At 70.3% G+C, this 24995-nt stretch carries 21 protein-coding genes and 1 tRNA gene; 17 read left to right on the forward strand and 5 right to left on the reverse strand.

Annotation, left to right across the window (positions count from 1 at the left end; translation table 11 throughout):
- Positions 1–44 precede the first annotated feature (44 nt).
- The 6 genes from LC438_RS04840 to LC438_RS04865 all read left to right on the forward strand — a co-directional run bounded on the left by LC438_RS04840 (position 45) and on the right by LC438_RS04865 (position 6757).
- Positions 45–1496, forward strand: coding sequence for a helix-turn-helix domain-containing protein (locus LC438_RS04840; protein ID WP_105673617.1), 1452 nt, complete (start codon positions 45–47; stop codon positions 1494–1496).
- A gap of 177 nt (positions 1497–1673) precedes the next feature.
- Positions 1674–2780, forward strand: coding sequence for an ABC transporter substrate-binding protein (locus LC438_RS04845; RefSeq protein ID WP_105673615.1), 1107 nt, complete (start codon positions 1674–1676; stop codon positions 2778–2780).
- Positions 2780–3577, forward strand: a complete 798-nt coding sequence (locus tag LC438_RS04850; RefSeq protein WP_223585996.1) for an ABC transporter ATP-binding protein — start codon at positions 2780–2782, stop codon at positions 3575–3577. The genes LC438_RS04845 and LC438_RS04850 overlap by 1 nt, the downstream gene beginning before the upstream one ends.
- Positions 3570–4418, forward strand: a complete 849-nt coding sequence (locus LC438_RS04855) for an ABC transporter permease (protein WP_223585997.1) — start codon at positions 3570–3572, stop codon at positions 4416–4418. The genes LC438_RS04850 and LC438_RS04855 overlap by 8 nt, the downstream gene beginning before the upstream one ends.
- 94 nt (positions 4419–4512) lie before the next feature.
- Entirely contained in the window at positions 4513–5880 is a 1368-nt protein-coding gene (locus LC438_RS04860) for an NtaA/DmoA family FMN-dependent monooxygenase (protein ID WP_105673609.1), read from the forward strand.
- Positions 5873–6757, forward strand: coding sequence for a ribokinase (locus LC438_RS04865; RefSeq protein ID WP_105673607.1), 885 nt, complete (start codon positions 5873–5875; stop codon positions 6755–6757). Before LC438_RS04860 ends, LC438_RS04865 begins: the two co-directional genes overlap by 8 nt.
- 29 nt (positions 6758–6786) lie before the next feature.
- Here LC438_RS04865 and LC438_RS04870 read toward each other — a convergent pair whose 3' ends face one another.
- Positions 6787–7398 (reverse strand): PadR family transcriptional regulator, encoded by a 612-nt coding sequence (locus LC438_RS04870; protein ID WP_105673605.1) that lies wholly within the window; start codon positions 7396–7398, stop codon positions 6787–6789.
- Positions 7399–7502: 104 nt separating this feature from the next.
- Between LC438_RS04870 and LC438_RS04875 the strand changes: the two genes are divergently transcribed.
- Positions 7503–8015: a flavin reductase family protein gene (locus LC438_RS04875; RefSeq protein WP_105673603.1), complete on the forward strand. Its 513-nt coding sequence runs from the start codon at positions 7503–7505 to the stop codon at positions 8013–8015.
- On the forward strand, positions 8012–8407 hold the full coding sequence (locus tag LC438_RS04880; protein WP_223585998.1) for a riboflavin kinase: 396 nt from the start codon (positions 8012–8014) through the stop codon (positions 8405–8407). The genes LC438_RS04875 and LC438_RS04880 overlap by 4 nt, the downstream gene beginning before the upstream one ends.
- A 21-nt stretch (positions 8408–8428) precedes the next feature.
- On the opposite strand, the gene LC438_RS04885 is transcribed toward LC438_RS04880, so the two are convergent.
- Complete coding sequence (locus LC438_RS04885) at positions 8429–8986, reverse strand: TetR/AcrR family transcriptional regulator (protein WP_105673599.1); 558 nt, start codon at positions 8984–8986, stop codon at positions 8429–8431.
- Between the two features lie 55 nt (positions 8987–9041).
- Between LC438_RS04885 and LC438_RS04890 the strand changes: the two genes are divergently transcribed.
- Entirely contained in the window at positions 9042–9746 is a 705-nt protein-coding gene (locus LC438_RS04890; RefSeq protein WP_105673597.1) for an MBL fold metallo-hydrolase, read from the forward strand.
- Positions 9747–9748: 2 nt separating this feature from the next.
- Here LC438_RS04890 and LC438_RS04895 read toward each other — a convergent pair whose 3' ends face one another.
- Entirely contained in the window at positions 9749–11257 is a 1509-nt protein-coding gene (locus LC438_RS04895; RefSeq protein ID WP_223585999.1) for a PucR family transcriptional regulator, read from the reverse strand.
- Positions 11258–11351: 94 nt separating this feature from the next.
- Between LC438_RS04895 and gabT the strand changes: the two genes are divergently transcribed.
- From gabT to LC438_RS04925, 6 genes are all read left to right on the forward strand, one after another.
- Positions 11352–12719: a 4-aminobutyrate--2-oxoglutarate transaminase gene (gabT, locus tag LC438_RS04900; protein WP_223586000.1), complete on the forward strand. Its 1368-nt coding sequence runs from the start codon at positions 11352–11354 to the stop codon at positions 12717–12719.
- Positions 12720–12864: 145 nt separating this feature from the next.
- Complete coding sequence (locus tag LC438_RS04905; RefSeq protein ID WP_105673591.1) at positions 12865–14229, forward strand: NAD(P)/FAD-dependent oxidoreductase; 1365 nt, start codon at positions 12865–12867, stop codon at positions 14227–14229.
- Positions 14229–15107 carry a universal stress protein gene (locus LC438_RS04910; RefSeq protein ID WP_223586001.1) on the forward strand — a complete coding sequence of 293 codons (879 nt, stop codon included), beginning with the start codon at positions 14229–14231 and terminating at the stop codon, positions 15105–15107. Before LC438_RS04905 ends, LC438_RS04910 begins: the two co-directional genes overlap by 1 nt.
- Positions 15108–15110: 3 nt before the next feature.
- Positions 15111–16721, forward strand: coding sequence for an APC family permease (locus tag LC438_RS04915; RefSeq protein WP_223586002.1), 1611 nt, complete (start codon positions 15111–15113; stop codon positions 16719–16721).
- Positions 16722–16756: 35 nt separating this feature from the next.
- Positions 16757–18223 carry an NAD-dependent succinate-semialdehyde dehydrogenase gene (locus tag LC438_RS04920; RefSeq protein WP_105673586.1) on the forward strand — a complete coding sequence of 489 codons (1467 nt, stop codon included), beginning with the start codon at positions 16757–16759 and terminating at the stop codon, positions 18221–18223.
- A gap of 25 nt (positions 18224–18248) precedes the next feature.
- Positions 18249–19613, forward strand: a complete 1365-nt coding sequence (locus LC438_RS04925; protein WP_223586003.1) for an NAD-dependent succinate-semialdehyde dehydrogenase — start codon at positions 18249–18251, stop codon at positions 19611–19613.
- Positions 19614–19753: 140 nt separating this feature from the next.
- Here the strand turns inward: LC438_RS04925 and LC438_RS04930 are convergent, their stop codons facing one another.
- Positions 19754–22549 (reverse strand): hypothetical protein, encoded by a 2796-nt coding sequence (locus LC438_RS04930; protein ID WP_223586004.1) that lies wholly within the window; start codon positions 22547–22549, stop codon positions 19754–19756.
- A gap of 49 nt (positions 22550–22598) precedes the next feature.
- On the reverse strand, positions 22599–24413 hold the full coding sequence (locus LC438_RS04935; RefSeq protein ID WP_223586005.1) for an HSP90 family protein: 1815 nt from the start codon (positions 24411–24413) through the stop codon (positions 22599–22601).
- A gap of 193 nt (positions 24414–24606) precedes the next feature.
- Here LC438_RS04935 and LC438_RS04940 point away from each other — a divergent pair.
- A tRNA-Trp gene (locus LC438_RS04940) sits at positions 24607–24679 on the forward strand.
- A 40-nt stretch (positions 24680–24719) separates the two neighbouring features.
- Complete coding sequence (secE, locus tag LC438_RS04945) at positions 24720–24995, forward strand: preprotein translocase subunit SecE (RefSeq protein WP_105673576.1); 276 nt, start codon at positions 24720–24722, stop codon at positions 24993–24995.

Consider the following 24995-nt stretch of genomic DNA (forward strand, 5'->3'; position numbering starts at 1 on the left):
GTGAAGATCGCCGGAAATTCTGTTTCTGTGACAGAATCGCCGACATGACCACCTCAGCCGTCGAAGAAGACGCCGACGCCCTCACGATCGGCCGCCGCATCCGCCAGCTCCGTACCGCGCGCGGGATGACCCTCGACGACCTCGCCGCGGCGGTCGATCGCGCGCCGAGCCAGATGTCGATGATCGAGACGGGCAAGCGCGAACCCAAGCTCACGCAGCTGCAGGCGATCGCGCGCGCACTGGGCGTCACGATCGACGCGCTGCTGGAGGGGGAGCCGCTCGACGAGCGCAGTGCGATCGAGATCGCGCTGGAGCGCGCGATGAAGGGGCAGACTTTCCAGGCGCTGGGCATCGAGCCCTTCCGCATCGCCAAGAGCATGCCGACGGATGCCCTCAAAGCGCTGCTGGCTCTGCATGGCGAGATCGACCGCCTCAAGGACGAGAGGGCGGCGACGCCCGAGGAGGCCAGGCGTGCGAACGTCGAGCTGCGCCACCTCATGCGACGGCAGGACAACCACTTCGCCGACCTCGAGGCCAAAGCGTCCGAGATCCTCACCGCCGTCGGCCACTCCGGCGGTCCGCTCACTCAGCGCACGGCATCCGAGATCGCCGCCTACCTCGGCTTCACCCTGCACTACGCCCCCGACCTCCCGCAGACCACGCGCAGCGTCGCCGACCTCGCCAACGGCAGGCTGTACCTCTCGAGCCGCGCGCAGGCGAAGGGCGATGCCCGCACGGCCGTGCTGCAGGCGCTGTCGAGCCGGATGCTGGGGCACGCAGAGCCGCGCAGCTACGCGGAGTTCCTCCGCCAGCGCGTGGAGACGAACTACCTCACCGGCGCCCTGCTCATGCCAGAGGGGCACGTCGTCCCGATGCTGACGGAGGCGAAGTCGCGCAAGGCGATCTCGATCGAGGACCTGCGCGACGCCTACTCGGTGTCGTACGAGACGGCGGCGCACCGCTTCACGAACCTCGCGACGCGCCACCTCGACATCCCCGTGCACTTCCTCAAGGTGCACGAGTCGGGCACCATCACCAAGGCCTACGAGAACGACGACGTGAACTTCCCGACCGACCGGTTCGGCGCGATCGAGGGGCAGATGTGCTGCCGGAAGTGGACCAGCCGCGTGGTGTTCGACGAGGACGACCGGTTCAACCCGTACTACCAGTACACCGACACCGGCAACGGGACGTACTGGTGCACCGCCCGCGTCGAGGCGTCGAGCGAGGGGCTGCACTCCGTGAGCGTCGGCGTGCGCTTCGACGACACCAAGTGGTTCGTCGGGCGGGACACCCCGCACCGCGGCGTCTCGAAGCACTCGGTCGAGGTGTGCTGCCGTCGCGCTCCCGCCGAGCTCGAGGAGCGCTGGCGCGAGAACGCCTGGCCGAACGTCAAGACCCCCCGCACCCTGCTCGCGACGCTGCCCACGGGTGCGTTCCCCGGCGTCGACACGACCGACGTGTACGAGTTCCTGGAGGCGCACGCTCCGCGCTGACCCGCTCGCGGCATCCCTCCCGTCTCGAAAGATCCCGGTATCGACGTCTGATACCGGGATCTTTCGCGACGGGAGGCGTCATCGCTTCGTCAAAGTTTAGTTTGATCTTGCTTAGTCAATCTTGACTATGTTACTTTCGACGAGCCATCAACGACGAACGGCCGAGAAGGGACCCTCATGGCTACTTCCCCCGCGGAAACCCGAATCCGCATCGCTGCCACCCTGACGTGCGTTCTCGCTGCCACGCTCACCCTCGGAGCATGCTCCGCACAGAGCCCCGGCAGCGGAACCGCCCCCGCAGACGCAGCTGTCGACGCCGACAGCTGCCAGCGGAATCAGGATGCCGGCACCATCACCTACATCTCCGGCTACGGCTACTCGGCCAGCGCCGGTCAGCTCGACGTGTTCCTCGCGAAGGAGCTCGGCTACTTCGACGACCTCTGCCTCGACGTCGAGATCAACGCCTCCGGAGCGAACGGGCAGCAACTCGTGGCATCGGGGCAGGCGCAGTTCACCGCGCTCGGCTCGGCATCCGACGTCATGCTCGCCGCCGCCAACAGCAAGAACCTCACGGCGGTGGCCACCTACGGAACCACCTCGCCCTTCTCGATCTTCGGCAACGAGAAGCTCACGAGCCTGAAGGATCTGGAGGGCGGGTCGCTGGGCTACTTCATCAACCTCACCCCGATCGCCTCCGCCATGCTCGACAACGCCGGCGTCGACGTCTCGAAGGTCGAGATGGTCAAGATGACCAACTACGACCCCACCGTCGTCGTGCGGGAGCAGGTCGACGCGATCGTCGGCTACGCCTCCAACCAGCCGGAGTCGCTCAAGGCGCAGGACCTCCCGTTCAGCGAGTTCCTCCCCGCCGACGAGGGCGTCGAGGGCACCTACAACGTGATGGAGGTCAACTCGCGCTTCCTCTCCGAGCACCGCGAGGTCGCCGCCGACTTCATGCGCGCCAGCCTCAAGGCCCTGCAGTACTGCCTCGACGAGTCGGACGCGTGCATCGACACCCTCGCGAAGCTCGCCGAGGACAACAACCAGGGCGCCGCGTTCCCGCGCGACCAGCTCGCCCGCACCTGGGCCGTCGAGTCGGAGTGGGTGCGCACCAGCACCGGCGGTCACCCCGGCGTGCAGACCGAGGCCATGTGGAAGCCCGAGTACGCGCTCGTCGAGAAGTACGGTGACGTCAAGGGCCTGCCGAAGATCGCCGAGATGATGGACGTCGACCTGGTGGCCGACCTCTACGACGGCGACGAGCTGATCTGGCCGGCGAAGTGATGGCCGCCTCGCAGGGAGCGGGCGTCGAGGTCACCGGCGTCACCAAGACCTTCGGAGTGGACGGGGCGCGGGTGACCGTGCTCGACGACGTCAGCCTCACCATCGGCATGGGCGAGTTCGTCTCCGTGATCGGACCGAGCGGATGCGGCAAGTCGACGCTCCTCAAGGTGGTCGCCGGTCTCATCGACGCGGACTCCGGAACCGTCACGATCGACGGGGAGAGCGTGAGCGCGGCATCCCGCGACAAGAAGATCGGGCTGGTGCCGCAGTCTCCCGCCCTGCTGCCGTGGAAGACCGTGCGCGAGAACGTCGAGCTGCCGCTGCGGATCAACCGCGGCGCCAACGGAGGGCGCGCGCTGCGCGACCCCGAGGAGCTGCTGTCGACGTTCGGTCTCGGAAAGGCGATGTCGAAGTACCCCGGTCAGCTCTCCGGAGGCATGCAGCAGCGCGCCGCCATCGCCAGGGCCTTCGTGTTCGACCCGGCCATCATGCTGATGGACGAGCCGTTCTCGGCCCTCGACGAGATGAACCGCGACCTCCAGCGGATCGCCCTGCTGGAGTTCTGGCAGTCGAACCGCAAGGCCGTCATGTTCGTGACCCACTCGGTGCCGGAGGCGATCATGCTCTCGGACCGCATCGTGGTGATGGCCGCCCACCCCGGCCGCATCGCGCAGGTGATCGACGTGAACCTGCCGCGCCCCCGCACCGAGGAGGCGTACGCGACGGACGAGTTCCGCGAACTGGAAGGCATCGTGCGCGGTGCGCTGCGCGCGCAGACGGAGAAGGCCCATGTCTGAGATGACGATCCGCGACACCACGGCGACCCTCGCCACCGCCCGCCTGCGGGAGACGCCGCGCCGCGGCATCCCCTCCTGGCTGCGGTGGGGAGCGTGGCTGCCCACCCTCATCACCTTCGCGATCGCGGCCACGCTGTGGCAGCTCGTCGCGTGGACGAACCCCTACGTCCTCCCCGCGCTGCAGGACATCGGCGCCAGCCTCGCCGGCGACGCGGGCATGTACTGGTCGAACTTCCTCGTCACGCTGCTCGAGGTCGTGGTCGGCGCATCCGCCGGCATCCTCGCCGGATTCCTGCTGGCCGTGGTGATGGCGGAGTTCCAGATCATCGAGAAGGCGGTGATGCCGCTCGTGATCATCGTGATGGTGACCCCGATCGTCGCCATCGCCCCCGCCCTGGTGGTGGCGTTCGGCTTCGGCATGGTGCCGAAGTTCATCGTCACCGGGCTCGTGGTGTTCTTCCCGATGCTGGTGAACTCGCTCGCCGGCCTCCGCGACGTCGACCAGCGCGCGCTCGACGTGTTCACGACGCTGCACGCCTCGCGGTGGGAGATCTTCCGCGAGCTGCGCCTCCCGGGGAGCATGCCGTACGTGTTCGCGGGGCTCCGCATCGCGCTCCCGCTCGCCGTCGTCGGCGCCGCGGTCGCGGAGTTCGTCGCCGCCGGTCAGCAGGCCGGTCTCGGCTCGCTCGTCACGACGTCGGCCGCGCAGGCCAACCTGCCGGTGACCTGGGCCAGCATCGCCCTGCTCTGCCTCCTCGGCGTCCTCCTGATCGTGCTCCTCGCGGTCGTGCGCAAGCGCGTCCTGTGGTGGAGCGACGGCGAGGTCACCGCGAAGGGCTGACGCCCGCGAACTCCGATCCGGGGGCGGATGCTCCGCTCCCGGGTTCCTCCGGCATGCCCGGAGACCCCTCATCACCCACAAGGAAGGCACGCACATGACCGTCAAGCAGCTGCGCCTCGGCCTCTTCGAGAACGCCCAGGCGAACGACTCCGGAACCGCGACCTGGCGTCACCCCGCCAACGGGCGCTATCTCTTCGACACGCTCGAGTACTGGCGCGACACCGCGCGCATGGCGGAGGACGCCGGCTTCGACTTCCTCTTCCTCGCCGATGCGTGGGGGTGGGCCGACGTCGCGGGGGAGCGCCCCGACATCTGCTCGGTGGAGGGACTCGACCTGCCTCGCCTGGATCCGGCGATCATCCTCGGGGCGCTGATCCCCGAGACCACCCGGCTCGGGCTCGTCGCCACCGGTTCGACGCTGCTGGAGCCGCCGTACTCGTTCGCGCGCAGGATGGCGACCCTCGACATCCTGTCCGGCGGGCGCATCGGCTGGAACGTCGTGACCACCGGCACCGCCGACACGGCCGTGCAGGGGTTCGGTGTGCCGATGGTCGGGCACGACGAGCGCTACCTCATGGCGGACGACTTCATGCAGGTCGTCTACAAGCTGTGGGAGCAGGCCTGGGAGGAGGGCGCGCTGGAGCGCGACAAGTCCGGCCGCTTCGCCGATCCGTCGAAGGTGCACCGCATCGCGCACGACGGCCCGTACTTCCGCTCGCACGGCTACGGCAACACCTCGCGCTCGCCGCAGGGTACTCCCGTGCTGTTCCAGGCCGGGGCGTCGCCCGCCGGTCGCGAGTTCGGCGGCAAGCACGGCGAGGCGATCTTCGTCGGCGCCGGCAGCGTCGAGCAGCTCCGCGCCCACTCCGTCGCGATCCGCGAGGAGGCCGTGAAGAACGGCCGCGCGGCGCGCGAGGTGAAGATCATGTCGGCGTTCGCCGCCGTCGTCGGAAGCACCGAGGAGGAGGCGCGGCGCACGTACGCCGAGGTCGCCGACGCGCAGAACCCCGAGGTCACGGTCGCCTCCTACGCGTGGTTCACGGGCCTCGACCTGTCGTCGTACGCGCCGGAGACGCCGATGGCGGAGCTGAGCACCGAGCTGTCGCAGACCCAGGTCGCGCGCTTCGCCGACAAGACCGTCGGAGACGTGCTGGGCGACTGGCACGCGCACGGCGTCGGAGCGCGGCCGATCGTGGGCACGCCCGAACAGATCGCCGACCGCATGATCGAGCTCGCCGAAGGGGCCGATCTCGACGGCTTCCTCTTCTCGCCGGTGATCCCGCCCGCCTCCACCGCGGACTTCATCGAGCACGTGCTGCCGATCCTCAAGGAGCGCGGCGCGATCGCGGAGCCCTCGAGCGAGCCGCAGTCGCTGCGCGAGCGGCTGATGGGCACGTCGAGCCCCGCTCTGGCGGAGTCGCACACCGGATCGTCGTACCGGGGGTCCCTCTCGCGTGTCTGAGAGCCTCTCCGGCGTCGCCGTGGTGGGGAGCGCGAACGTCGACCTCGTGGTCGAGGTGGCGCGCCCCCCGCTCGTCGGCGAGACGCTGCTCGGACGCGCGGGCGGCCGCTTCTCCGGAGGCAAGGGCCTCAACCAGGCGGTCGCCGCGGCCCGCAGCGGCGCGGACGTCCGCTTCTGCGGGTCGGTCGGCGCCGACGAGGCGGGAGACCTGCTGCGACGGACGCTCGTGGATGCGGGAGTGGCAGCGGGCCTCCGGAGGACGGATGCCGCCCCCACCGGCGTCGCGCACATCCTGGCCCTGCCTGACGGCGACAACAGCATCGTGGTCGCCGCCGGCGCGAACGAGGAGCTCACCGCCGAGGATGCCGTGTCCGGCGTCGCCGGGGCCGCCGTGGTGCTCGCCCAGCTCGAGGTGCCGGCGGAGACCGTCGACGCGGCGCTGCGGGCCGGGCGTCACGCCGGCGCGCGGACGCTCCTGAACGCGGCCCCGGCGGCGGAGTCCGCACTGGCTCTCCTGGCCCACGTCGACGTCCTCATCGTCAACGAGACCGAATGCGCGGAGCTCGGCGGCGCGGATCGACTGCACGCCGCGGGCGCCGAGACCATCGTGCTCACGCGCGGCGGCGACGGGGTCGAGCTGCACAGAGCGGGGGAGCCCGTGCTGCGCATCCCGGCGTTCCCCATCGACCCCGTCGACACGACCGGAGCCGGTGACGCGTTCTGCGGAGCGCTCGCCGCGGCGCTCGCCGCCGGCGTCGCCATCGAGGACGCCCTGGTCACGGCATCCGCTGCCGGGGCGATCGTGGCGCTGCACCGCGGGGCGAACACCGCCGCGCTCGCTCCGGCGGCTCTGGCCGCTCTCGTCGCGACGCGCTGAGCGCCGCGCGCTCAGCGCTGAGGCGCGGGCTATTCCGCTGCAGCCTCGGCCGGGGCCGCAGCGGCGGCCGCCGCGGGCTCCTCACCGGCGAACACGTACTCGCCCTGCCTGAGGCGGTCGAGGAGCTCGAGCAGCCACTGCTTCTCGGCGGTGAGCCGGGCGGTGGAGAGGTCGAAGATCTCGCGGACGTACTTCGGCGTCGTCTCCGAGCGGAGCGTGTCCTGCACGTCGAAGCCGTTGGCGGTGATGATCGCGTCGCTCTTGATGAGGCGGTGCTCGAGGCCCGCGATGACCTCCTGGCGGCTCAGCACGAACATGAACGAGGCGATCGTCATGATCGCCTGGGTGTCGAACGGAGCGACGTTCCAGAGGTTCTCTCGCAGCATCCGCTGCAGCTCCACCTCCCCGGCCGGGGTGATGCGGTAGGTGGTGCGAGCGGGGCGCTTGCCCTCGGTCTCGGTGCCGCTCTCGGCGACGTAGCCGTCGACCTCGAGGGCGCGCAGGGCGTTGTAGATCGAGCCGGGCTGGATGTGCGCCCACTCGTCGACGTGCCAGGTCATCAGCTCGCGTCGGAGGAAGTAGCCGTGCACGGGTTGGAACTGCTTCACGGCGCCGAGGACGACGAGGCGGGTGGTCGACATGCCCTCATGCTAACGGCTCGATCGTCGAGAATCGGCTTGTTTGCATGGTCAAAGTTACGTACAATCTGAACTAGTCAAAGTTGACTAAATGAAAGGAACCCGAAATGACGACTGCGGCGCCCGAAGTCCTTCCCCGCGATATCGCCCTGCGTCGGGCCTTCTCGATCTACCCGACCGGCGTCGTGGCGCTGGCCGCGGAGGTGGAAGGGCGTGCCGTCGGCATGGCGGTCAACTCGTTCACGTCGATCTCGCTGGAGCCAGCGCTCGTGGCGATCAGCGCCGCGCGCACGTCGAAGACCTGGCCGGTGCTGCGGGCCGTGCCCGAGCTCGGCATGAGCGTCCTCGCCGCCCACCACGAGCCGCTGAGCCGCATGCTCTCCTCCCGCGAGGGTGACCGCTTCGGCCAGCACGGGTGGCGCGCGACCGACGGCGGCGCGATCCTCATCGAGGACGCGGCGCTCTGGTTGACCTGCCGCCTGCACAGCACCTTCGACGGCGGAGACCACGAGATCGCTCTGTACGAGATCGCCGACATCAGCGTGTTCGGCGAGGTCGAGCCGCTCGTGTTCCACCAGAGCCGCTACCGCACGATCGCGACCTCCGAGACCGGGGAGTGAACCCGCCGCACCCCCGGTCGATCGCAGGCGAGGTGGTCCCCGGAGACGGCAGGGGGAGGGGGCTCGGCATCCCCACGGCGAACCTCTCCTGCGACGGCGCCGACCTGCCAGACGACGGCATCTACGCGGCCAGGGTGGGGATCGACGGCGCCGATCCGCGGATGCCGGCCACGGTCAGCGTCGGCACGAACCCCACGTTCGCGGGGGAGCGGCCCCGCAGGGTCGAGGTGCACGTGCACGACGTCGACCTCGACCTCTACGGGCGGCGCCTCGACGTCGTGCTGATCGCCGTCCTGCGGCCGACCCTGCGCTTCGCCGACGTGGCCGAGCTCGTCGCGCAGTCGGAGCGCGACATCGCCGGATGTCGGCGGGTGCTCGCCGCGCAGGACTGAGCGGATCCGTCCTGCCCGGGGTCACGCCCCGATGCCGCGCAGCACGATCTCGAGGCCGTGCTCGAATGCGGTGTCGACGTCGCCGCCCTGGCGGAAGCCGCCGTTCTGCTCCATCGTGCTGAAGCCGTAGGCCCACGCCGTGAGGGTGCGCGCGGACGACAGCGGATCGTCGGGGGAGATGCGGCGCACCGTGTCGAGCAGCATGGTCATGAGCGGAGCGATCGTCTCGGGCGAGGGGGTCGCGAGCGGTGCGGGGGCGCAGAACAGCAGCGTGGTGATGTTCGGGGAGCGCGCGGCCAGTGCCCGCAGCGCGCGGGCGGCTCCGGCCAGCACGTCCCGCGGCTCGTCCGACGCCGCCGCGATGGCCGAGATCTCCTCGCCCAGTTCGGTCGCCGCGTCATCGGCGGCGAGGCGCAGCAGCTCGTGCCGGTTCGCCGCGCGCTTGTACAGGCTCGGCGCGCGGACGCCGACGGATGCCGCGACCGTGCTCATGGTGACGGCATCCAGTCCGTCGCGCTCGGCGATGGATCGGATGGCGGCGACGAGCTCGGGAGTGCTCACTCTCTGCGGTGCGGGCATGCCTCCAGCATATGGCTATTGACTGTAGCCATCAAGGCTATGTATCGTAGCCAACATGACCGCACAGCTGCTCCGCATCGGCGACGACATCATCGCCATCCACGCCGTCGTGACCGACGAGGGTGTGACGCTCATCGACGCCGGGCTCTCCGGCGACCTCGGCATCCTCCGCGCCGCACTCCGCGACGCAGGGCGCTCGCTCTCCGACATCCGCGGCATCGTGCTGACCCACGGCGACGTCGACCACATCGGCATCGCCGAGCAGCTGCGCGCAGAGCACGGCATCCCCATCCACATCCTCGGTCTCGACGAGGACCTCGCCACGGGTCGCACGACCAAGAAGGTCAAGGCCGGGGAGTGGCGCCTCGGTCCGGTGCTGCGGTTCCTCTGGAACACGCTGCGCCGAGGGGGACTGCGCACCGTGCGTCCGCTCGAACTCCACGCCGTCTCCGACGGCGACGTGCTCGACCTCCCCGGGCGCCCCGAGTTCATCGCGACCCCCGGTCACACGCGGGGGTCGGCCGCGATCCGCGTGCCGGTCGTCGACGCGCTCTTCCTCGGCGACGCCATCACCACCCGCCACGTGCTCACGGGGGAGGGAGGGGCACGGCTCGCCCCCTTCAGCGAGGACACCGCCGAGACCCGCCGCAGTCTGGAGAGGCTCAGGGGCCTCCCCGAGACCCGCATCTTCCCCGGCCACGGCCCCGAGTTCACCGGCACGGCAGCGGCGCTGCTCGACGCCCTCGACGCGCGCGGCTGACCTCAGTCCCGCGCGGTCTGCAGCAGCGTCCACGCCTCCGCGCGGGCGGGGAAGGATCCCAGGTCGATTCCGAGCAGGACGCCGGCCTGCGAGATCCGCGAACGCAGCGTGTGGCGGTGCACGCCCAGCGCGAGCGCCGCCGGCTCGGCGCGGGCGTCGTGCTCGAGCCACGTCCGCAGCGCGTGCTCCAGGTCGCCGCCCGTCGCCGCGTCGTGGTCGCGCAGCGGTGCGAGCCGGGACTCGGCGACCAGCCGTGCCTCGTCGGTCGCGAGGGCGCTGAGGATGCTCGACCCCACCGTGTCCGCGTAGCGGAAGGCGCCGACGTCGCCCTGCTGGCGCAGCGAGGTCAGGGCCTGCGCGTGCGCACGGGTGAAAGCATCGTACGACTCCGGCTCGGAGACCCCGAGGCGGATGCCGAACCGCGAGGCCACGTCGTCGAACAGGTGCTCGTCTCCGGCGGAGACGCACATCACGACCCCCTCGACGGACTCGGCGACGAAAGACGCCGTGCCGTGGTCTGCGCGGCGGCGCTCCCACCAGTCGACGAGAGGCCCCGCGGGGGCGTCGGAGGCCACGGCGACGACCATCGGCGCCTGCGGGACGCCGCCGAGCACCCTCCTGGCGAGGGCCGGGTCGTCGGTCAGGAGCGAGCCGAGGAGCTGCGTGTGCAGGCGTCTGCGGCTGCGGGCGAGCTGCTCGCTCTGCTCCATCGCGAGGCCGGCCATGGCGATCACCGACGTCACGACGGTGCGCGCCTCGGAGTCGATCGCATCGACGGCGAGGGCGATCACCCCGCGGAGCTGTCCGCCCCGCCCCACGGTGAACAGCATGAACGTCTGTCCGTCGATGCTCAGCGACTGCCCGGCCTCGAGGCCGCGCGTGAGCACCTCGACGACCTGCCCGCCGAGCCCGGAGAGAACGTCGGGTGAGATGCCCTCGCGCGGATGCGACAGGGTGAGCGCGCCTGCGGCGTCGTACATGCCGACCCACGCGTCGAGCCGGCGGCCGAGCTCGGCGATCGTCGCGTCGAGTCCGTGCGGACGCAGCGCGGCCAGGGCCAGCGCCCGCTGCGTGTCGAGGGCCCACGAGCGGCGTGCGTACGCCTGGGCGGCGATCGCCTCCGAGTGCGCCCGCGCGACCGCGATGAACGGGGTGCGGTACGGGACCTCGAACAGCGGCATCCCTCGTGCGGCGCACGCCGCGATCAGCTCCTCGGGGATGCCGGCCCTGTGCACCTCGGTGCCGAAGCCGAGGCCGAGCACGCCGCGGTCGGAGAGTCGGCCCACATAGGTGTCGATGCTCGCCTCGTCGTCGAACTGCGTCCCCGTGGTCAGGAGCGCCAGGTCCTCGGAGAGGAACGGCGTGGGATCGGCGAGATCCGAGCTGTGGACCCAGCGCAGCGGACGGTCGAGCGCGCCCTCCGGCAGGGCCTCCTCGGCGGACACCAGGGCCAGCCCCAGGTCACGGCGGGCGAGCAGCGCGCGCAGCGCGGGGTGCTCCGTGGTGGGCACGGCGCTCCTTCGATGTACAGTCCGGAGAATCTTCTCCACAGATTGTACAGTTCGGCGAATGCAGCGGCATCCGGACCCGGAATACGCTCGCGGCATGGCACTCCTCGACACCGCAGCTGTAGCAGTTCCCCTCGGCGGACCCGAGCTCCCCCAGGAGCGTCGCCTCGTCACCGAGCTCCCCGGCCCCCGCTCCGCCGAGATCCTCGCCCGCAAGGCGGATGCCGTGGCAGCGGGCGTCGGACACACCGTTCCAGTCGCGGCCGTCGCCGCAGGCGGAGGCGTCGTCGTCGACGCCGACGGCAACTCGCTCATCGACCTCGGCTCCGGCATCGCCGTGACCACCGTGGGCAACGCGCACCCGAAGGTGGCCGCAGCCGTCGCCGCCCAGGCGGCGCAGTTCACCCACACCTGCTTCATGGTCTCGCCCTACGAGTCGTACATCGGCGTCGCCGAGGCGCTCAACCGCATCACCCCCGGTGACTTCGCCAAGAAGAGCGCGCTGTTCAACTCGGGCGCGGAGGCCGTCGAGAACGCGATCAAGATCGCCCGCAAGCACACCGGCCGCCAGGCCGTCGTGGCCTTCGACCACGGCTACCACGGCCGCACCAACCTGACCATGGCGCTGACCGCCAAGTCGATGCCCTACAAGAGCGGCTTCGGACCGTTCGCGCCCGAGGTGTACCGCGCCACCGCGTCGTACCCCTTCCGCGACGGACTCAGCGGCGCAGAGGCTGCGGCCCGCGCGATCCTCCAGCTCGAGAAGCAGATCGGCGCAGAGAACCTCGCCGCCGTCATCATCGAGCCGATCCAGGGCGAGGGCGGCTTCATCGTCCCCGCCGACGGGTTCCTCCCCGCGATCGTCGACTGGTGCCGTGCCAACGGCGTCGTCTTCATCGCCGACGAGGTGCAGACCGGCTTCGCCCGCACCGGAGCCATGTTCGCCAGCGAGATCTTCGGCATCGAGCCCGACCTCATCACCACGGCCAAGGGCATCGCCGGCGGACTTCCGCTCGCCGCGGTCACCGGCCGGGCCGAGATCATGGACGCCTCGCACTCGGGTGGCCTCGGCGGCACCTACGGAGGCAACCCGATCGCGTGCGCCGCGGCACTGGCCGCGATCGACGTGTTCGAGAACGACGGCATGATCGAGCGCGCTCGCGAGATCGGCGACATCCTGAAGGCCCGCCTCGCGGAGATCCAGCAGGGCGACGCCCGCGTCGGCGACATCCGCGGACACGGCGCGATGATCGCGGCGGAGTTCGTGGACCCCGAGACCAAGGCTCCGGATGCCGCGCTCACCGCCGCCGTCGCCAAGGCCTGCATCGCACAGGGCGTCATCGTCCTGACCTGCGGCACCTACGGCAACGTCATCCGCTTCCTCCCGCCGCTGTCCATCGGCGATGACCTTCTGAACGAGGGCATCGACGTCGTCGCAGCGGCACTCGCGGCCCACCCTGCGTGAGACGGATCGCGCTCTCGCGCGGTCCAGGCGCACAACGGGTCGCGCTCTCGCGCGGCCCAGGCGCACAACAGACGTCCGGTCGCGACTCGTGTCGGGGGATTTCGAGTCGCGGCCGGCATAACCGTTCCAACGAAGGAGTTGCACCATGGCTGAGATCACCCGTGACGTACTGATCATCGGAGCAGGAGCCGCCGGCACCACCGCCGCGAACGACCTGCGCAAGGCCGGCCTCTCTGTGGCCGTGCTCGAGGCGCGCGACCGCATCGGCGGCCGTCTCTGGACCGACGTCATCGACGGCGCCATGCTCGAGATCGGCGGACAGTGGGTCTCTCCCGACCAGGATGCGCTGAAGGACACGATCGAGGAGCTGGGCCTCGAGACCTACAGCCGCTATCGCGAGGGTGACAGCGTGTACGTCGGCCCCGACGGCCAGGTGCACCGCTTCACGGGGGAGATGTTCCCCGTGTCGGCCGAGACCGAGAAGGTCATCGCCGAGATCACCGAGCGTCTCGACGCCATGGTCGCCGAGATCGACCCCGACCAGCCCTGGGCGCACCCCCGTGCCAAGGAGTGGGACTCGGTCACGTGGGACGCGTGGCTGCGCCAGCAGACCGACGATGACGAAGCCGTGCGCAACCTCGCCTTCGCCACCGGGTCCGCGATGCTCACCAAGCCGACGCACTCGTTCTCGCTGCTGCAGTCGCTGCTGATGGCGTCCTCCGCCGGCTCGTACTCGAACCTCGTCGACGCCGACTTCATCCTCGACAAGCGCGTCGTGGGCGGTCTCCAGCAGGTTCCGCTGCTGCTGGCAGAGCGTCTCGGCGACGACGTCTTCCTGAACCAGCCGGTGCGCACCCTCGAGTGGAGCGACTCCGGCGTCGTCGCGACCACCGACGAGCTCACCGTCAAGGCCCGCTATGCGATCCTCGCCTTCGCGCCCGTGCTCTACAACCGCATCTCCTTCGTGCCGGCGCTTCCGCGCCGCCAGCACCAGATGCACCAGCACATCTCCATGGGCTTCGTCATCAAGGTGCACGCGGTCTACGACCGTCCGTTCTGGCGCGAGCAGGGCCTGAGCGGCACGGCCTTCAGCCCCTACGAGCTGTCGCACGAGGCGTACGACAACACCAACCACGGCGACGAGCGCGGCACCCTGGTCGGCTTCGTCAGCGACCAGAACGCCGACGACCTCTTCACGCTCTCGGCTGAGGAGCGCAAGGAGCGCATCCTCGAGTCGCTGTCGCACTACTACGGCCCCGAGGCCAAGAACCCGGTCGTCTACTACGAGAGCGACTGGGGCACCGAGGAGTGGACCCGCGGCGCCTACGCCGCCAGCTTCGACATGGGCGGCCTGCACCGCTACGGCGCCGACCTCCGCGCGGCCGTCGGACCCCTGCACTTCGCATGCAGCGACATGGCCGGCGCCGGCTACCAGCACGTCGACGGGGCGATCCGCATGGGCCACCTCGCCGCATCGAACATCGTGGCCGCGAGCCGCGACGCCGGCTGATGGCCGGAACCATCGTCGTCGGCTACACGGCGACGGACCAGGGAGCGGATGCCGCGGCTCTGGGCGCGCGCCTCGCGCGCAGCCTCGGCGCCTCCCTGCACCTGGTGATCGTGCTGCCCTCCGAGGGCACGCGCAGCCCCATCGTGCCGCCGGAGCGCGCCTACGAGGACCACATCCGCGCGCAGGCGAAGCAGTGGCTGTCGGAGGCCATCATGGCGCTGCCGCAGAACCTCACCCGCTCGGGGCACGTGCGGTTCGGCGAGTCGTTCGCCGAGGGGCTCATCGCCGCCGGTGAGGAGTTCGGCGCTCGACTGATCGTCGTCGGAGCTGCGGGCGGAGGCCTCTTCGGGCGTCATCGTCTCGGCAGCGTCGCCTCCGAGCTGCTGCACTCGTCCACCATCCCGGTGGCGCTGGCCACCGCCGGCGCCGCACAGGAGGACGACCACGTCGTCCCGCGTGTGACGGTGGCCGTCGGCACCCGGCCGGGCGCCGAGGTCCTGCTCGACGAGGCGACGTCCATCGCCGCCGACACCGGCACCGACCTCCGCCTCGTCTCCCTGGTGCCCTTCGACGTGCCCCCGGGGCTCGACACGGGCGCGATCCGCCTGGTCGGCAACGCCCACGCGCACGACGTGCTCGCGGTCGCGAAGGAGATCCTGCCCGACGACCTCGGCGCCGTGATCGAGGAGGCTCCCGGCGACAGCGTCGAGGACGCGGTCGCGAACCTGTCCTGGCTGCCCGGCGAGGTCATCCTCGTCGGATCCTCGCGGCTCGCGCAGCCGCGACGTCTGTTCCTCGGCTCCACGGCGGCGAAGATGCTGCACGTGCTGCCCGTTCCCATGATCGTCGTCCCGCGCACCCGCGCGGAAGGAGTGTGACCCATGAGCGAGTCGACGAAGCCTCTGCTCCCCACCGGCCCCGGATCCTCCGCATCCGGTGAGGCGGCGCCCGACGCCGAGCATCCGGTGACCGGCGGGATCTCGCGCAAGGGCCTGAGCGTCGGCACCGTGGGCGTGATGGGCGCCCTGGTGATGGGCATCTCGTGCATCGCCCCGGCGTACACGTACACCGCCGGCATCGGCGGCGCAGTGGGCGCCGTCGGATTCCAGGTTCCGGCGATCCTGCTGCTCGGATTCATCCCGATGCTGCTCGTCGCCTTCGGGTACCGAGAGCTCAACAACGCCATGCCCGACTCCGGCACGAGCTTCACCTGGGCGACCAGGGCCTTCGGCCCGTACGTCGGCTGGATGGCCGGGTGGGGTCTGATCGTCGCGACGATCCTGGTGCTGTCCAATCTCGCCGGCATCGCCGTCGACTTCCTCTTCCTGCTGATCTCGCAGATCTCGGGCAACGAGGCCATCGCCGAGATCACCCGCAACCCGTTCGTGAACGTGGCGGTGTGCCTCATCTTCGTCGCTCTCGCCGCCTGGGTGTCCTATCGGGACGTCTCGACCTCGCAGAAGCTGCAGTACGGCCTCGTGGCGTTCCAGATCGTGATCCTCGTGGTGTTCGCCGTGATGGCGATCGTCCAGACCGTCCAGGGCGGTGCCTTCGAGCCGCACATGCCCGAGCTCTCCTGGTTCAACCCCTTCGCGATCCAGGGCGGCCTGTCGGTGATCGTGATGGGGCTCTCCGCATCCGTCTTCATGTTCTGGGGGTGGGACGTCACCCTCACGATGAACGAGGAGGCCAAGGATCCCGAGCGCACGCCCGGACGCGCGGCCATGCTCACGGTGCTCTCGATCATCGCGATCTACCTGCTGCTCACGGTCAGCAGCCTGATGTACTCCGGCATCGGCGACAAGGGCCTCGGGCTCATGAACGAGGAGATCGGCGGCAACGTGTTCTTCGCGCTGTCGGGTCCGGTGATGGGCGGCCTCGCGTTCCTGCTCTCGCTGGCCGTGCTCACCTCCTCGGCGTCGTCGCTGCAGTCGACGTTCATCTCGCCGGCCAGGACCCTGCTGGCGATGGGTCACTACGGGGCGGTGCCCCAGCGATTCGCCGGGGTCAACCCGCGGTTCTTCACGCCGGGATTCGCGACGATCGCGTCCGCCATCGTCGCGGGCGGGTTCTACGCCGTGATGCGCTTCCTCAGCGAGGATGCGCTGTGGGACACGATCCTCGCGCTGGGCATGATGATCTGCTTCTACTACGGCATCACGGCGCTGTCGTGCGTGTGGTACTTCCGTCACCAGTGGTTCGACTCGGGCAAGGACTTCTTCTTCAAGCTCGCGAGCCCCCTCGTCGGCGGAGTCATCCTGCTGGTGCTCTTCGTGGTCACCGCGATCGACAGCCTCGCGCCCGACTTCGGATCGATCGCCATCGGCGCCGATGCGGACGGCGAGGGCGGCATCGGCATCGTGTTCTTCATCGGCGTCGGCCTGCTCGTCTTCGGCGCCGTGCTGATGATCGTCCAGCGGATCGTCAATCCCGACTTCTTCCGCGGCAAGACGCTGAGCGTGGACGCCCCGCCGAGCGCCCGTCGCCGCTGACACCCCTCTGCCCGCACCCCACAGAAAGAGAACCCATGAGCACTCAGACAGAGCAGGCGCTGCTCGACAGCATCCCCACCGGCCTCTTCATCGGCGGTCAGTGGATCGACGGCGAGACCGGAGCCACCTTCGACGTGCAGGACCCGGCCACCGGAGCGGTCATCCGCACCATCGCCGACGCGACGCCCGGCGACGGCATCCGCGCGCTCGACGCCGCCGTGGCGGCTCAGGACTCGTGGGCTGCGACCGCGCCCCGCACCCGCAGCGACATCCTGCGCCGCGCGTTCGACCTCGTGCAGGAGCACAAGGAGGACCTGGCGCTGCTGATGACCCTCGAGATGGGCAAGCCGCTCGCCGAGGCCAGGGGTGAGGTCGCCTACGGCGGCGAGTTCCTGCGCTGGTTCAGCGAGGAGGCCGTGCGCATCAGCGGTCGCTACGGCATCAACCCCGAGGGCACCGGGAACATGGTCGTCTCGCAGCGCCCGGTCGGGCCCTCGTTCTTCGTGACGCCGTGGAACTTCCCGTTCGCGATGGCGACGCGCAAGATCGCACCGGCTCTCGCCGCCGGCTGCACGGTCGTCATCAAGCCCCCGGCACTCACGCCGCTCACCACGATGTTCTTCACCTCGCTGCTCGAGAAGGCCGGTCTCCCGGCCGGCGTCGTGAACGTCGTGCAGACCTCGCGCTCGAGCGCGCTGTCGGCACCGATCATCGCCGACCCGCGTCTGCGGAAGCTGTCGTTCACCGGATCGACCGAGGTGGGTCGCAAGCTCATCGCCCAGGCCGCCGAGGGTGTGCTGCGCGTCTCGATGGAGCTCGGCGGCAACGCCCCGTTCGTCGTCTTCGACGACGCGGATCTGGACAAGGCCGTCGAGGGCGCCCTCGCGGCGAAGTTCCGCAACATCGGTCAGGCGTGCACGGCAGCCAACCGCTTCATCGTGCACAAGGACGTCGCCGCCGAGTTCGGCCGCCGGGTCACCGAGCGCGTCAACGCGATGAAGATCGGCCGGGGCACCGAGGAGGGCGTCGCGATCGGCCCGCTCATCGATGCGGATGCCGTCGCCAAGGCCGCCGAGCTCGTGGGCGACGCCGTCGACCGCGGCGCGACGCTGCTCGCTGGAGGCAAGGCGCTCGACGGCGCCGGCAGCTTCTACGAGCCCACCGTGCTCACCGACGTCGTCGCGGGCAGCGCGATCCTCCGTGAGGAGATCTTCGGCCCGGTCCTCGCGATCGCGACCTTCGAGACCGAGGAGGAGGCGGTCCGCCTCGCCAACGACACCGAGTACGGCCTGGTGTCGTACGTGTTCACCGAGAACCTGCAGCGCGGTCAGCGGATGATCGCCGACCTGGAGACGGGCATGATGGGGCTCAACGTCGGCGTGGTCTCCAACGCGGCCGCACCCTTCGGCGGCGTCAAGCAGTCCGGCGTCGGCCGCGAGGGCGGCCTCGAGGGCATCCACGAGTACCTGTCCACCAAGTACACGCTGATCCCGGTCTCCTGACCGGACGGCTCAGACGAGGAGAGAAATGGTCGACTACGCAGTCATCAACCCCGCCACCGGAGAGACGCTGGCGTCGTTCCCGACGCTGACGGACGCACAGGTCGAGGAGGCGCTCGCCGCCGCCGACAGCGCGCACCGGGAGTGGTCGCGAGGCACCACGGTCGCGGAGCGCGCTGCTCTGCTCCGTCGCGCCGCCGAGCTGCACCGCGAGCGTCGGGAGGAGCTGGCCGACATCTTCGTGCGCGAGATGGGCAAGCCCCGCGAGGCCGCGCTCGGAGAGGTCGACTTCGCCGCCGACATCGCCGAGTACTACGCCGACCAGGCCGAGGCGATCATGGCCGACCAGCCGATCGCGATCCTCGGCGACGGGTCCGCGCTCATCCGCCGTTCCTCCCTCGGTCCGCTCATCGGGATCATGCCGTGGAACTTCCCGGCGTACCAGATCGTGCGCTTCGCGGCGCCGAACCTGATCGTGGGCAACACGATCCTGCTGAAGCCGGCGCCGCAGTGCCCGGAGTCCTCGGCCGCTCTCGAGGCGATCTACCACGACGCGGGCTTCCCGAAGGGCGCGTACCAGAGCGTGCTCGCCACGAACGAGCAGATCGCGACGATGATCGCCGACCCGCGCGTGCAGGGCGTGTCACTGACGGGTTCGGAGCGCGCGGGCGCGGCGGTCGCTGAGATCGCCGGACGCAACCTGAAGAAGGTGGCGCTGGAGCTCGGCGGGTCCGACCCGTTCATCGTGCTGTCGACGGACGACATCGACGCGACCGTCGAGGCCGGCGTCGCCGCGCGTCTGGACAACAACGGTCAGGCTTGCAACGGCGCCAAGCGCTTCATCATCGTCGACGGCCTGTACGACGCCTTCGTGGAGAAGTTCACGGCGGCGATGGCCGCGGTCGAGGCGACCGATCCGACGCTCGACGACACGGTGCTCGGCCCCGTCGCCTCCGAGGTCGCGGCCGAGAACCTGCAGAAGCAGGTCGATCAGGCCGTGGAGCAGGGCGCGACCCTGCTCACCGGAGGCACCCGCGATGGCGCGTTCTTCGCGCCGACCGTGCTCGCCGACGTCACGCCCGAGATGAACGTCTACCGCGAGGAGCTCTTCGGCCCGGCGGCCGTCGTCTACCGCGTCGCGGATGAGGACGCCGCAGTGGCGCTCGCGAACGACACCACGTTCGGCCTCGGCTCGTACGTCTTCACGACGGATGCCGAGCAGGCGGAGCGCGTGGCCGACAAGATCGAGGCGGGCATGGTCTACGTCAACCTCGTCCTCGCCGACAGCCCCGAGCTGCCCTTCGGCGGAGTCAAGCGCAGCGGCACCGCCCGCGAGCTGGGCCACCTCGCCGCGGACGAGTTCGTCAACAAGAAGCTCATCCGCGTCGCCTGACCGGTGTGAGAAGGGGGTGGATGCCGGCATCCACCCCCTTTCTGCGTCTCTGAATGAGGGCGCGCGACGGTACGAGAGCGCGCGACACGACGAGCGCGCACGCCCTGGCACGCGTGCTCGGCCGCACCAGGACGCGCGACTCAGTCGAGGAGAGCGCGGACCTCGGCGGCCTCGGACGTGCGACCCAGGGACTCCAGCAGCGTGCCCAGCTCCAGAGCCGCGACCTCGCGCAGCTGCGGGAACTCCGCACCGTGATCGAGCGCGGCCCGGTACAGCGGCACGGCATCGGCGCCGCGCTCGTTGCCGGCGAGCAGCCGGGCGGCGAACAGCTCGGAACCGCCTGCGGACCCGACGTCTCCGAGTCCTGCGAAGCCGTCGGATGCCGTCAGCGCCGCGGCGACGGCCTCATCGATGCGCCCGAGGCTGCCGAGAGCCCGGCCGCGCGAGTCGGTCACGTCGGCGAGCAGCCATCCGGCGTCGTGCTCCTGGGCGAGCGCCGCCACCTCGTCGAACAGCGCGAAGGCGCGCTCGTCCTGACGTCCGCCGTAGGCCTGGCCGAGGTTGTGGAGCACGTCGGCGAGCGTGCCGATGGCCTCGGGGTCCTTCCGGACGATCTCGGATGCCGATTCGAGCAGCTCGATCGCATCGTCGTGCTCGTCGAACCGGGCCAGGATCTTCGCCCGCTCCAACAGCGACAGCGCCTGGTCTGCGTGCTGCTCGGCCTCGCCGTAGAGCTCGGCGGCGTATCCGTACGCGCCGACGGACTGCCCGAATTCACCCGCTGCAGCGAGCGCCCGCGCGAGCATGGAGGCGGTCATCGCGCGCGAACCCGCAGGGACCTCGCCCTGCTCCTCGCGCTCGAGCACCGTGCCGAAGAGCTCCGCGGCCTCCTCCGCGTCGCCGACCGCGAGCATGGCGCGCGCGAGGCGGAAGTCCGCCCCCGCGCGGTCGCCGTCCTCCTGCTCGGCGATCCGCGAGGTCACGCGGTAGCGGGCCAGCGCCTTCTCGGGGTCTCCTGCGTCCTCCCAGAGCGCTCCCGCGAGCAGGTGCGCCGAACCGAGCGCCGACGTCGCGCCGAGTCCGGCGAGCAGTCGGCACGCTTCGTCGGCGTCCGCCGCACCCAGCGCGTACTCCTCGTTGCCTCCGCGCAGCCTCGCCCGCGTCTGCAGGGCACGGGCGCGGTGGCCGATGCTGAGGTCGTCCTGCGCGAGGAACCGCTCGAGCAGCACGGACGCGGCCTCCAGGTCGCCCTTGCCCAGCACGGCGGACAGCGCGACCAGCGTGGTCGTGTTCGACAGGCGCGCGTCGTCGGCCGTGGCGAAGTGCCGCGCGGCGCGCTCGGCGAGGTCGAGCGCGGCATCCGTCTCGTCGGCCATGAGGTGCAGAGACGCGCGGCTGAGCGCGAGGTCTCCGCGCGACCAGGCGGGGAGGCCGTCATCGGCGCCGAGCTCGCGCTCCAGGCCCTCCGCGCTCTCCGGGGTGTTCAGGCCGAAGGTGGCGAGGCCGAGGCGCTCCTCCAGGTCGGCCTGCGCACTCAGACCCGCTGCACGCAGAGCCTCCAGCCGGGAGGGGAGCACCTCTGCGGCCTTCTCGGCGTGATCGAGGGCGACGAGGATGCCGATGCGCATCGAGAGCAGCTGGGCGCGTTTGGCGGGGTCTTCGCTCTCCAGCGCGCGGCCGAGTGCGTCGAGCGTCTCCTTCTCCGCCCCGTACTGCCCGAGGTTCATGGCGCGCTCGAACCAGCCGTCGGCGTCGAGCGGGGTCGAGGCGGGCGCCGTCTCCACGAAGGCGTCGGAGCGGATCGGCACGTCGTACTGCACGGAACCGAGGGCTCGCATGCGCGCGAGACTGCGGGCGTGGCCGTCGGTGCCGTCGCGCTCGTCGAAGGCGCTCCCGATGCGCTCGGCGGCGGCCCAGGACGCAGCGGCGAGCTCGGCGGCGCTCCAGACGCCCTCGCGCTCGCCGAACAGCGGCACCAGGGCGGCGGAATCCGCTCCCCGCACGGGGGTCTGTCCGTGGCCGGCCGCGGTGACGCGGTCGAGGGCGAGGGCGAACGCGGCCAGCGCGGCGAAGTGCGCATCGACGTTGAGGCCGTCGTGGGCGAGCCACGCGATGTGCCGCTCGACCATGGTGAGCGCACGGGCCTCGTTGCCGGTGATCGCGGCGAAGACGATGTTGTTCGCGACGATGCGGAGGTTGTCGGGGTTGTCCTTGGCGAGGCGGTAGCTGCGCAGGTGGGCGGTCTTGGCGTCATCGGGCCGTCCGGCGCGGAGATACGGCAGCAGTGCGCGCGATAGAGCGTGCTCGGGCTCCTCGCCGCAGGAGAACCCGCCCTCGATCATCTCCTCGACGAGCCGGATGGCCTCGTCGTCACGGTCGGTGTCGGCGAAGAACCCGGCGAACTGGCTGCGCCCGCACGCGTCGCAGTGGCTGTGCTCGTCGCGCGGGGTGGCCTCCAGCTGCACTCTGAGGGTCTCGGCGTCGTCGATGCGGCCGGCATCCCACGCGTCCTCGAAGCGCGCGGTGAGCACGCCGCTGAGGCCGAGGCCGGCCGTGCGGTAGTGCGCCTCCATGTCGTCGAGCACCGCGGAGATCTGCTCCACCGAGAACGCGGGGGAGGAGCGCAGCGCCGAGGCCATCCACTTGAACTGCCACATGAGGTCGGCGCCGCCGTAGTCGAGGTCGGAGGGGAAGCGCTGCGGGTCGGCGTCGTGGTGCGCGAGGCACCAGGCGAACGAGTTCAGCATCACGTCGGTGGCGCCGTTCATGTTCGCGGACGCGGTCTGCCGCATCCGCGCCTCGTACTCGAGCCGCTCGTCGCCGATCTCGAGCGCGAGCGCGACGGCATCCGAGACGAGGGCCTGCTCGGCCGGACCCCAGGGGGTGCGGTCGATCTCCTCGAGCAGCTGCTGGAAGCGCTTCTTGGGACGTGCCATGAGGGTGCCTTTCGGAGGTTCTCTCGATGTGTGCGCGGTGCGGAGGGGCTCAGTAGCCCTCGAAGGGGATCGCGTCGCCCTCGATGCCCGCCGAGAGCGAGACGAGATCGGCGAGTGCGCTGGTCATCAGTGCACGGTCCGCGTCGGACAGCGGATGGTGTCCGGCGAGCAGCGCCTGGATGTAGAGCAGCTGCACCGTGCGGGCGAAGACCGCGTCGTCGTGCACGCGCACGAGCGCCCGCACGACGCGATTCGACCAGTTCAGGCACAGACGCGCGCTGAGATCGTCGTCGCGGGTGGAGGACACGGTCGAGTCGATGCGGTCGAGCACTCCGCCCCACAGCGACCCGGTGATGCCCTTGGTGCGCTTGCGATCGATGGCGCGCAGCACCTCGGGGTCGGCGACGTACAGTCCGGTGAGGTCGGTGCGATCGATCGAGCGGACGACGACGGCGCAGCCGGATGCCGCGAGCACGGAGCCGGCGCGGGACTCCAGCGCCACCGCGGCCTCACGGTCGTCGAGCGGGGGAGGGTCGAGCCTGTCGAGCTCGCCCGTCACGTCCACCTGCTCGATCGTGACCCCCGGATAGAGCTCCGGGAGCAGGCGGACGAGGTCGGCGTCGAAGAGGTAGCCGCCGTTGACCAGGATCTCGGAGCTCGGCGAGATGCCCGCGACCTGGCGGAACTCGTCGACCGTGGCGGCGAAGCGCACGTGCGGATACCTCTCGGCGAGGTCGCCGATGCGCATGGTGCCGTGCGTGGTCTCCAGCGTGAGCCAGCGGGTGATGAACTTCGCGAGCTCCTCGTCGTGCCGCACGAGGGACTTCAGCCCGACCTCGTGGATCGCGACGAACTGCGCGAGACGGTGGGGCTCGCTGAGGCCGAGCTCGAGCACCCAGCGGCGGATGCCGGCGCCGAGCTGCTCCCGGACGCGCTCGAGGGCCGCGTCCTCCACGAGCGACTCACGACTCGCTGTGGGGGCGAGGCCGGTGGAGTCCACCACCGCGCGCACGAAGAACGCCCAGTCCGGCAGCACGTCGTCGACGCGCTCGGAGAGGAGCATGCGCCCCAGGTACATGCGCGTCGCCTGCCTGGCGCCCGGCGGCGGGGCGAAGGGGAGGACGTAGGCGAGGCCGCGGGTGCCGGTCGCGGGCTCCGCGAGCTCGATGACGTCGAGGGGGCCGGCGCCGAGCAGATCGCGACCGTACTGCACCGCGTCCTCGGGGGCTCCGTCGAGGAAGGGTGCAGGGCGGGTGATGTCGATCTCACCGGACGGGGTGTCGACCGTGACCCGCACCGGGAGGAACTCGCCGAACGTCGTCGCGAGTTCGCGCACGGCGGCGGGACGGAGCAGCTCGTCGGCGTCGAAACGCGGCACGAGGTGCACGCTGGTTCCGATCGGCAGCTCCTCATCGATCTCGACGACCTGGAAGGTGCCGTCTGCGCTGCCGGTCCACTCGACGGAGGCGCCGCCGCGCGCGCTGCGGGAGCGGATCACGATCGTGTCGGCCACCATGAAGCAGCTCAGCAGGCCGATGCCGAACTGGCCGAGGTAGTCGCTGCGGGGCATGTCGAAGATGTCGCGCTTGGAGGAGCGCCCCACGGTGGCGAGCAGATCGGCGACCTCGGATGCGGTCAGTCCCACCCCGTCATCGCGCAGGACGAACTCGCCCGTTGCATCCGTCAGAGGGGAGATCGTGATGCGTCCGCCCGCCCCGTCGACGTCCCTGCGGGCCGTGATCGCGTCGCGTGCGTTCTGGAGCAGCTCGCGCAGATAGACGCGGGGGCTGGAGTAGATGTGCCTGCTGAGCAGGTCGACGACGCCGCGCAGATCGACCTGGAACTGCTGCACCTCTGCGCTCACGTGGGCTCCCTCCGCATACACCCGCCTGCCGAGCCTAACAACAACGGCATTCGGAGCAGCGGTTCGAGAGCGCCGCGCGGATGCCGTATGCTGGTGGAGCAGTTGTTGTCTGCAATCTTTCGCTGTGCCCCGATCCACCGATCAGTGCGCGGAGGAGGGCGGCGGATGACGACCCCGAGACCAACCGGTCTCTAGGGCGGTAGCTCAATTGGCAGAGCAGCGGTCTCCAAAACCGCAGGTTGCAGGTTCGATTCCTGTCCGCCCTGCGCGTCAGCGCAACGCTGACACACGAAAGGTACATTCAGGATGGATCAGGACGAACCGCGCGGCGAAGTCGTCGCGGCCGGTGCCACCCGTGAGAAGAAGCGCGGCTTCTTCGCCAGGTTCTTCGGCGGCATCGCCCTGTTCCTCCGCCAGGTCATCGCTGAGCTCCGCAAGGTCGTCACTCCGACCCGCAAGGAGCTGATCAAGTTCACCGCGGTGGTGCTCGTCTTCGTTCTCATCGTCATGGGCATCGTCTACGGACTGGACACCTTGTTCGCGTGGCTGACGCACGTGGTGTTCGGGGTTCCCGGCACCTGA

The organism is Microbacterium sp. OVT16B, from assembly GCF_019969705.1.
Classification (GTDB): domain Bacteria; phylum Actinomycetota; class Actinomycetes; order Actinomycetales; family Microbacteriaceae; genus Microbacterium; species Microbacterium natoriense.

Coding starts and splice junctions, on each gene's coding strand:
- LC438_RS04860 (WP_105673609.1), top strand. CDS start 4,513: ATGACCGTCAAGCAGCTGCGCCTCGGCCTCTTCGAGAACGCCCAGGCG.
- gabT (WP_223586000.1), top strand. CDS start 11,352: ATGGCACTCCTCGACACCGCAGCTGTAGCAGTTCCCCTCGGCGGACCC.
- LC438_RS04910 (WP_223586001.1), top strand. CDS start 14,229: ATGGCCGGAACCATCGTCGTCGGCTACACGGCGACGGACCAGGGAGCG.
- LC438_RS04855 (WP_223585997.1), top strand. CDS start 3,570: ATGTCTGAGATGACGATCCGCGACACCACGGCGACCCTCGCCACCGCC.
- LC438_RS04870 (WP_105673605.1), bottom strand. CDS start 7,398: ATGTCGACCACCCGCCTCGTCGTCCTCGGCGCCGTGAAGCAGTTCCAA.
- LC438_RS04925 (WP_223586003.1), top strand. CDS start 18,249: ATGGTCGACTACGCAGTCATCAACCCCGCCACCGGAGAGACGCTGGCG.
- secE (WP_105673576.1), top strand. CDS start 24,720: ATGGATCAGGACGAACCGCGCGGCGAAGTCGTCGCGGCCGGTGCCACC.
- LC438_RS04840 (WP_105673617.1), top strand. CDS start 45: ATGACCACCTCAGCCGTCGAAGAAGACGCCGACGCCCTCACGATCGGC.
- LC438_RS04885 (WP_105673599.1), bottom strand. CDS start 8,986: ATGCCCGCACCGCAGAGAGTGAGCACTCCCGAGCTCGTCGCCGCCATC.
- LC438_RS04915 (WP_223586002.1), top strand. CDS start 15,111: ATGAGCGAGTCGACGAAGCCTCTGCTCCCCACCGGCCCCGGATCCTCC.
- LC438_RS04875 (WP_105673603.1), top strand. CDS start 7,503: ATGACGACTGCGGCGCCCGAAGTCCTTCCCCGCGATATCGCCCTGCGT.
- LC438_RS04850 (WP_223585996.1), top strand. CDS start 2,780: ATGGCCGCCTCGCAGGGAGCGGGCGTCGAGGTCACCGGCGTCACCAAG.
- LC438_RS04905 (WP_105673591.1), top strand. CDS start 12,865: ATGGCTGAGATCACCCGTGACGTACTGATCATCGGAGCAGGAGCCGCC.
- LC438_RS04845 (WP_105673615.1), top strand. CDS start 1,674: ATGGCTACTTCCCCCGCGGAAACCCGAATCCGCATCGCTGCCACCCTG.
- LC438_RS04930 (WP_223586004.1), bottom strand. CDS start 22,549: ATGGCACGTCCCAAGAAGCGCTTCCAGCAGCTGCTCGAGGAGATCGAC.
- LC438_RS04890 (WP_105673597.1), top strand. CDS start 9,042: ATGACCGCACAGCTGCTCCGCATCGGCGACGACATCATCGCCATCCAC.
- LC438_RS04920 (WP_105673586.1), top strand. CDS start 16,757: ATGAGCACTCAGACAGAGCAGGCGCTGCTCGACAGCATCCCCACCGGC.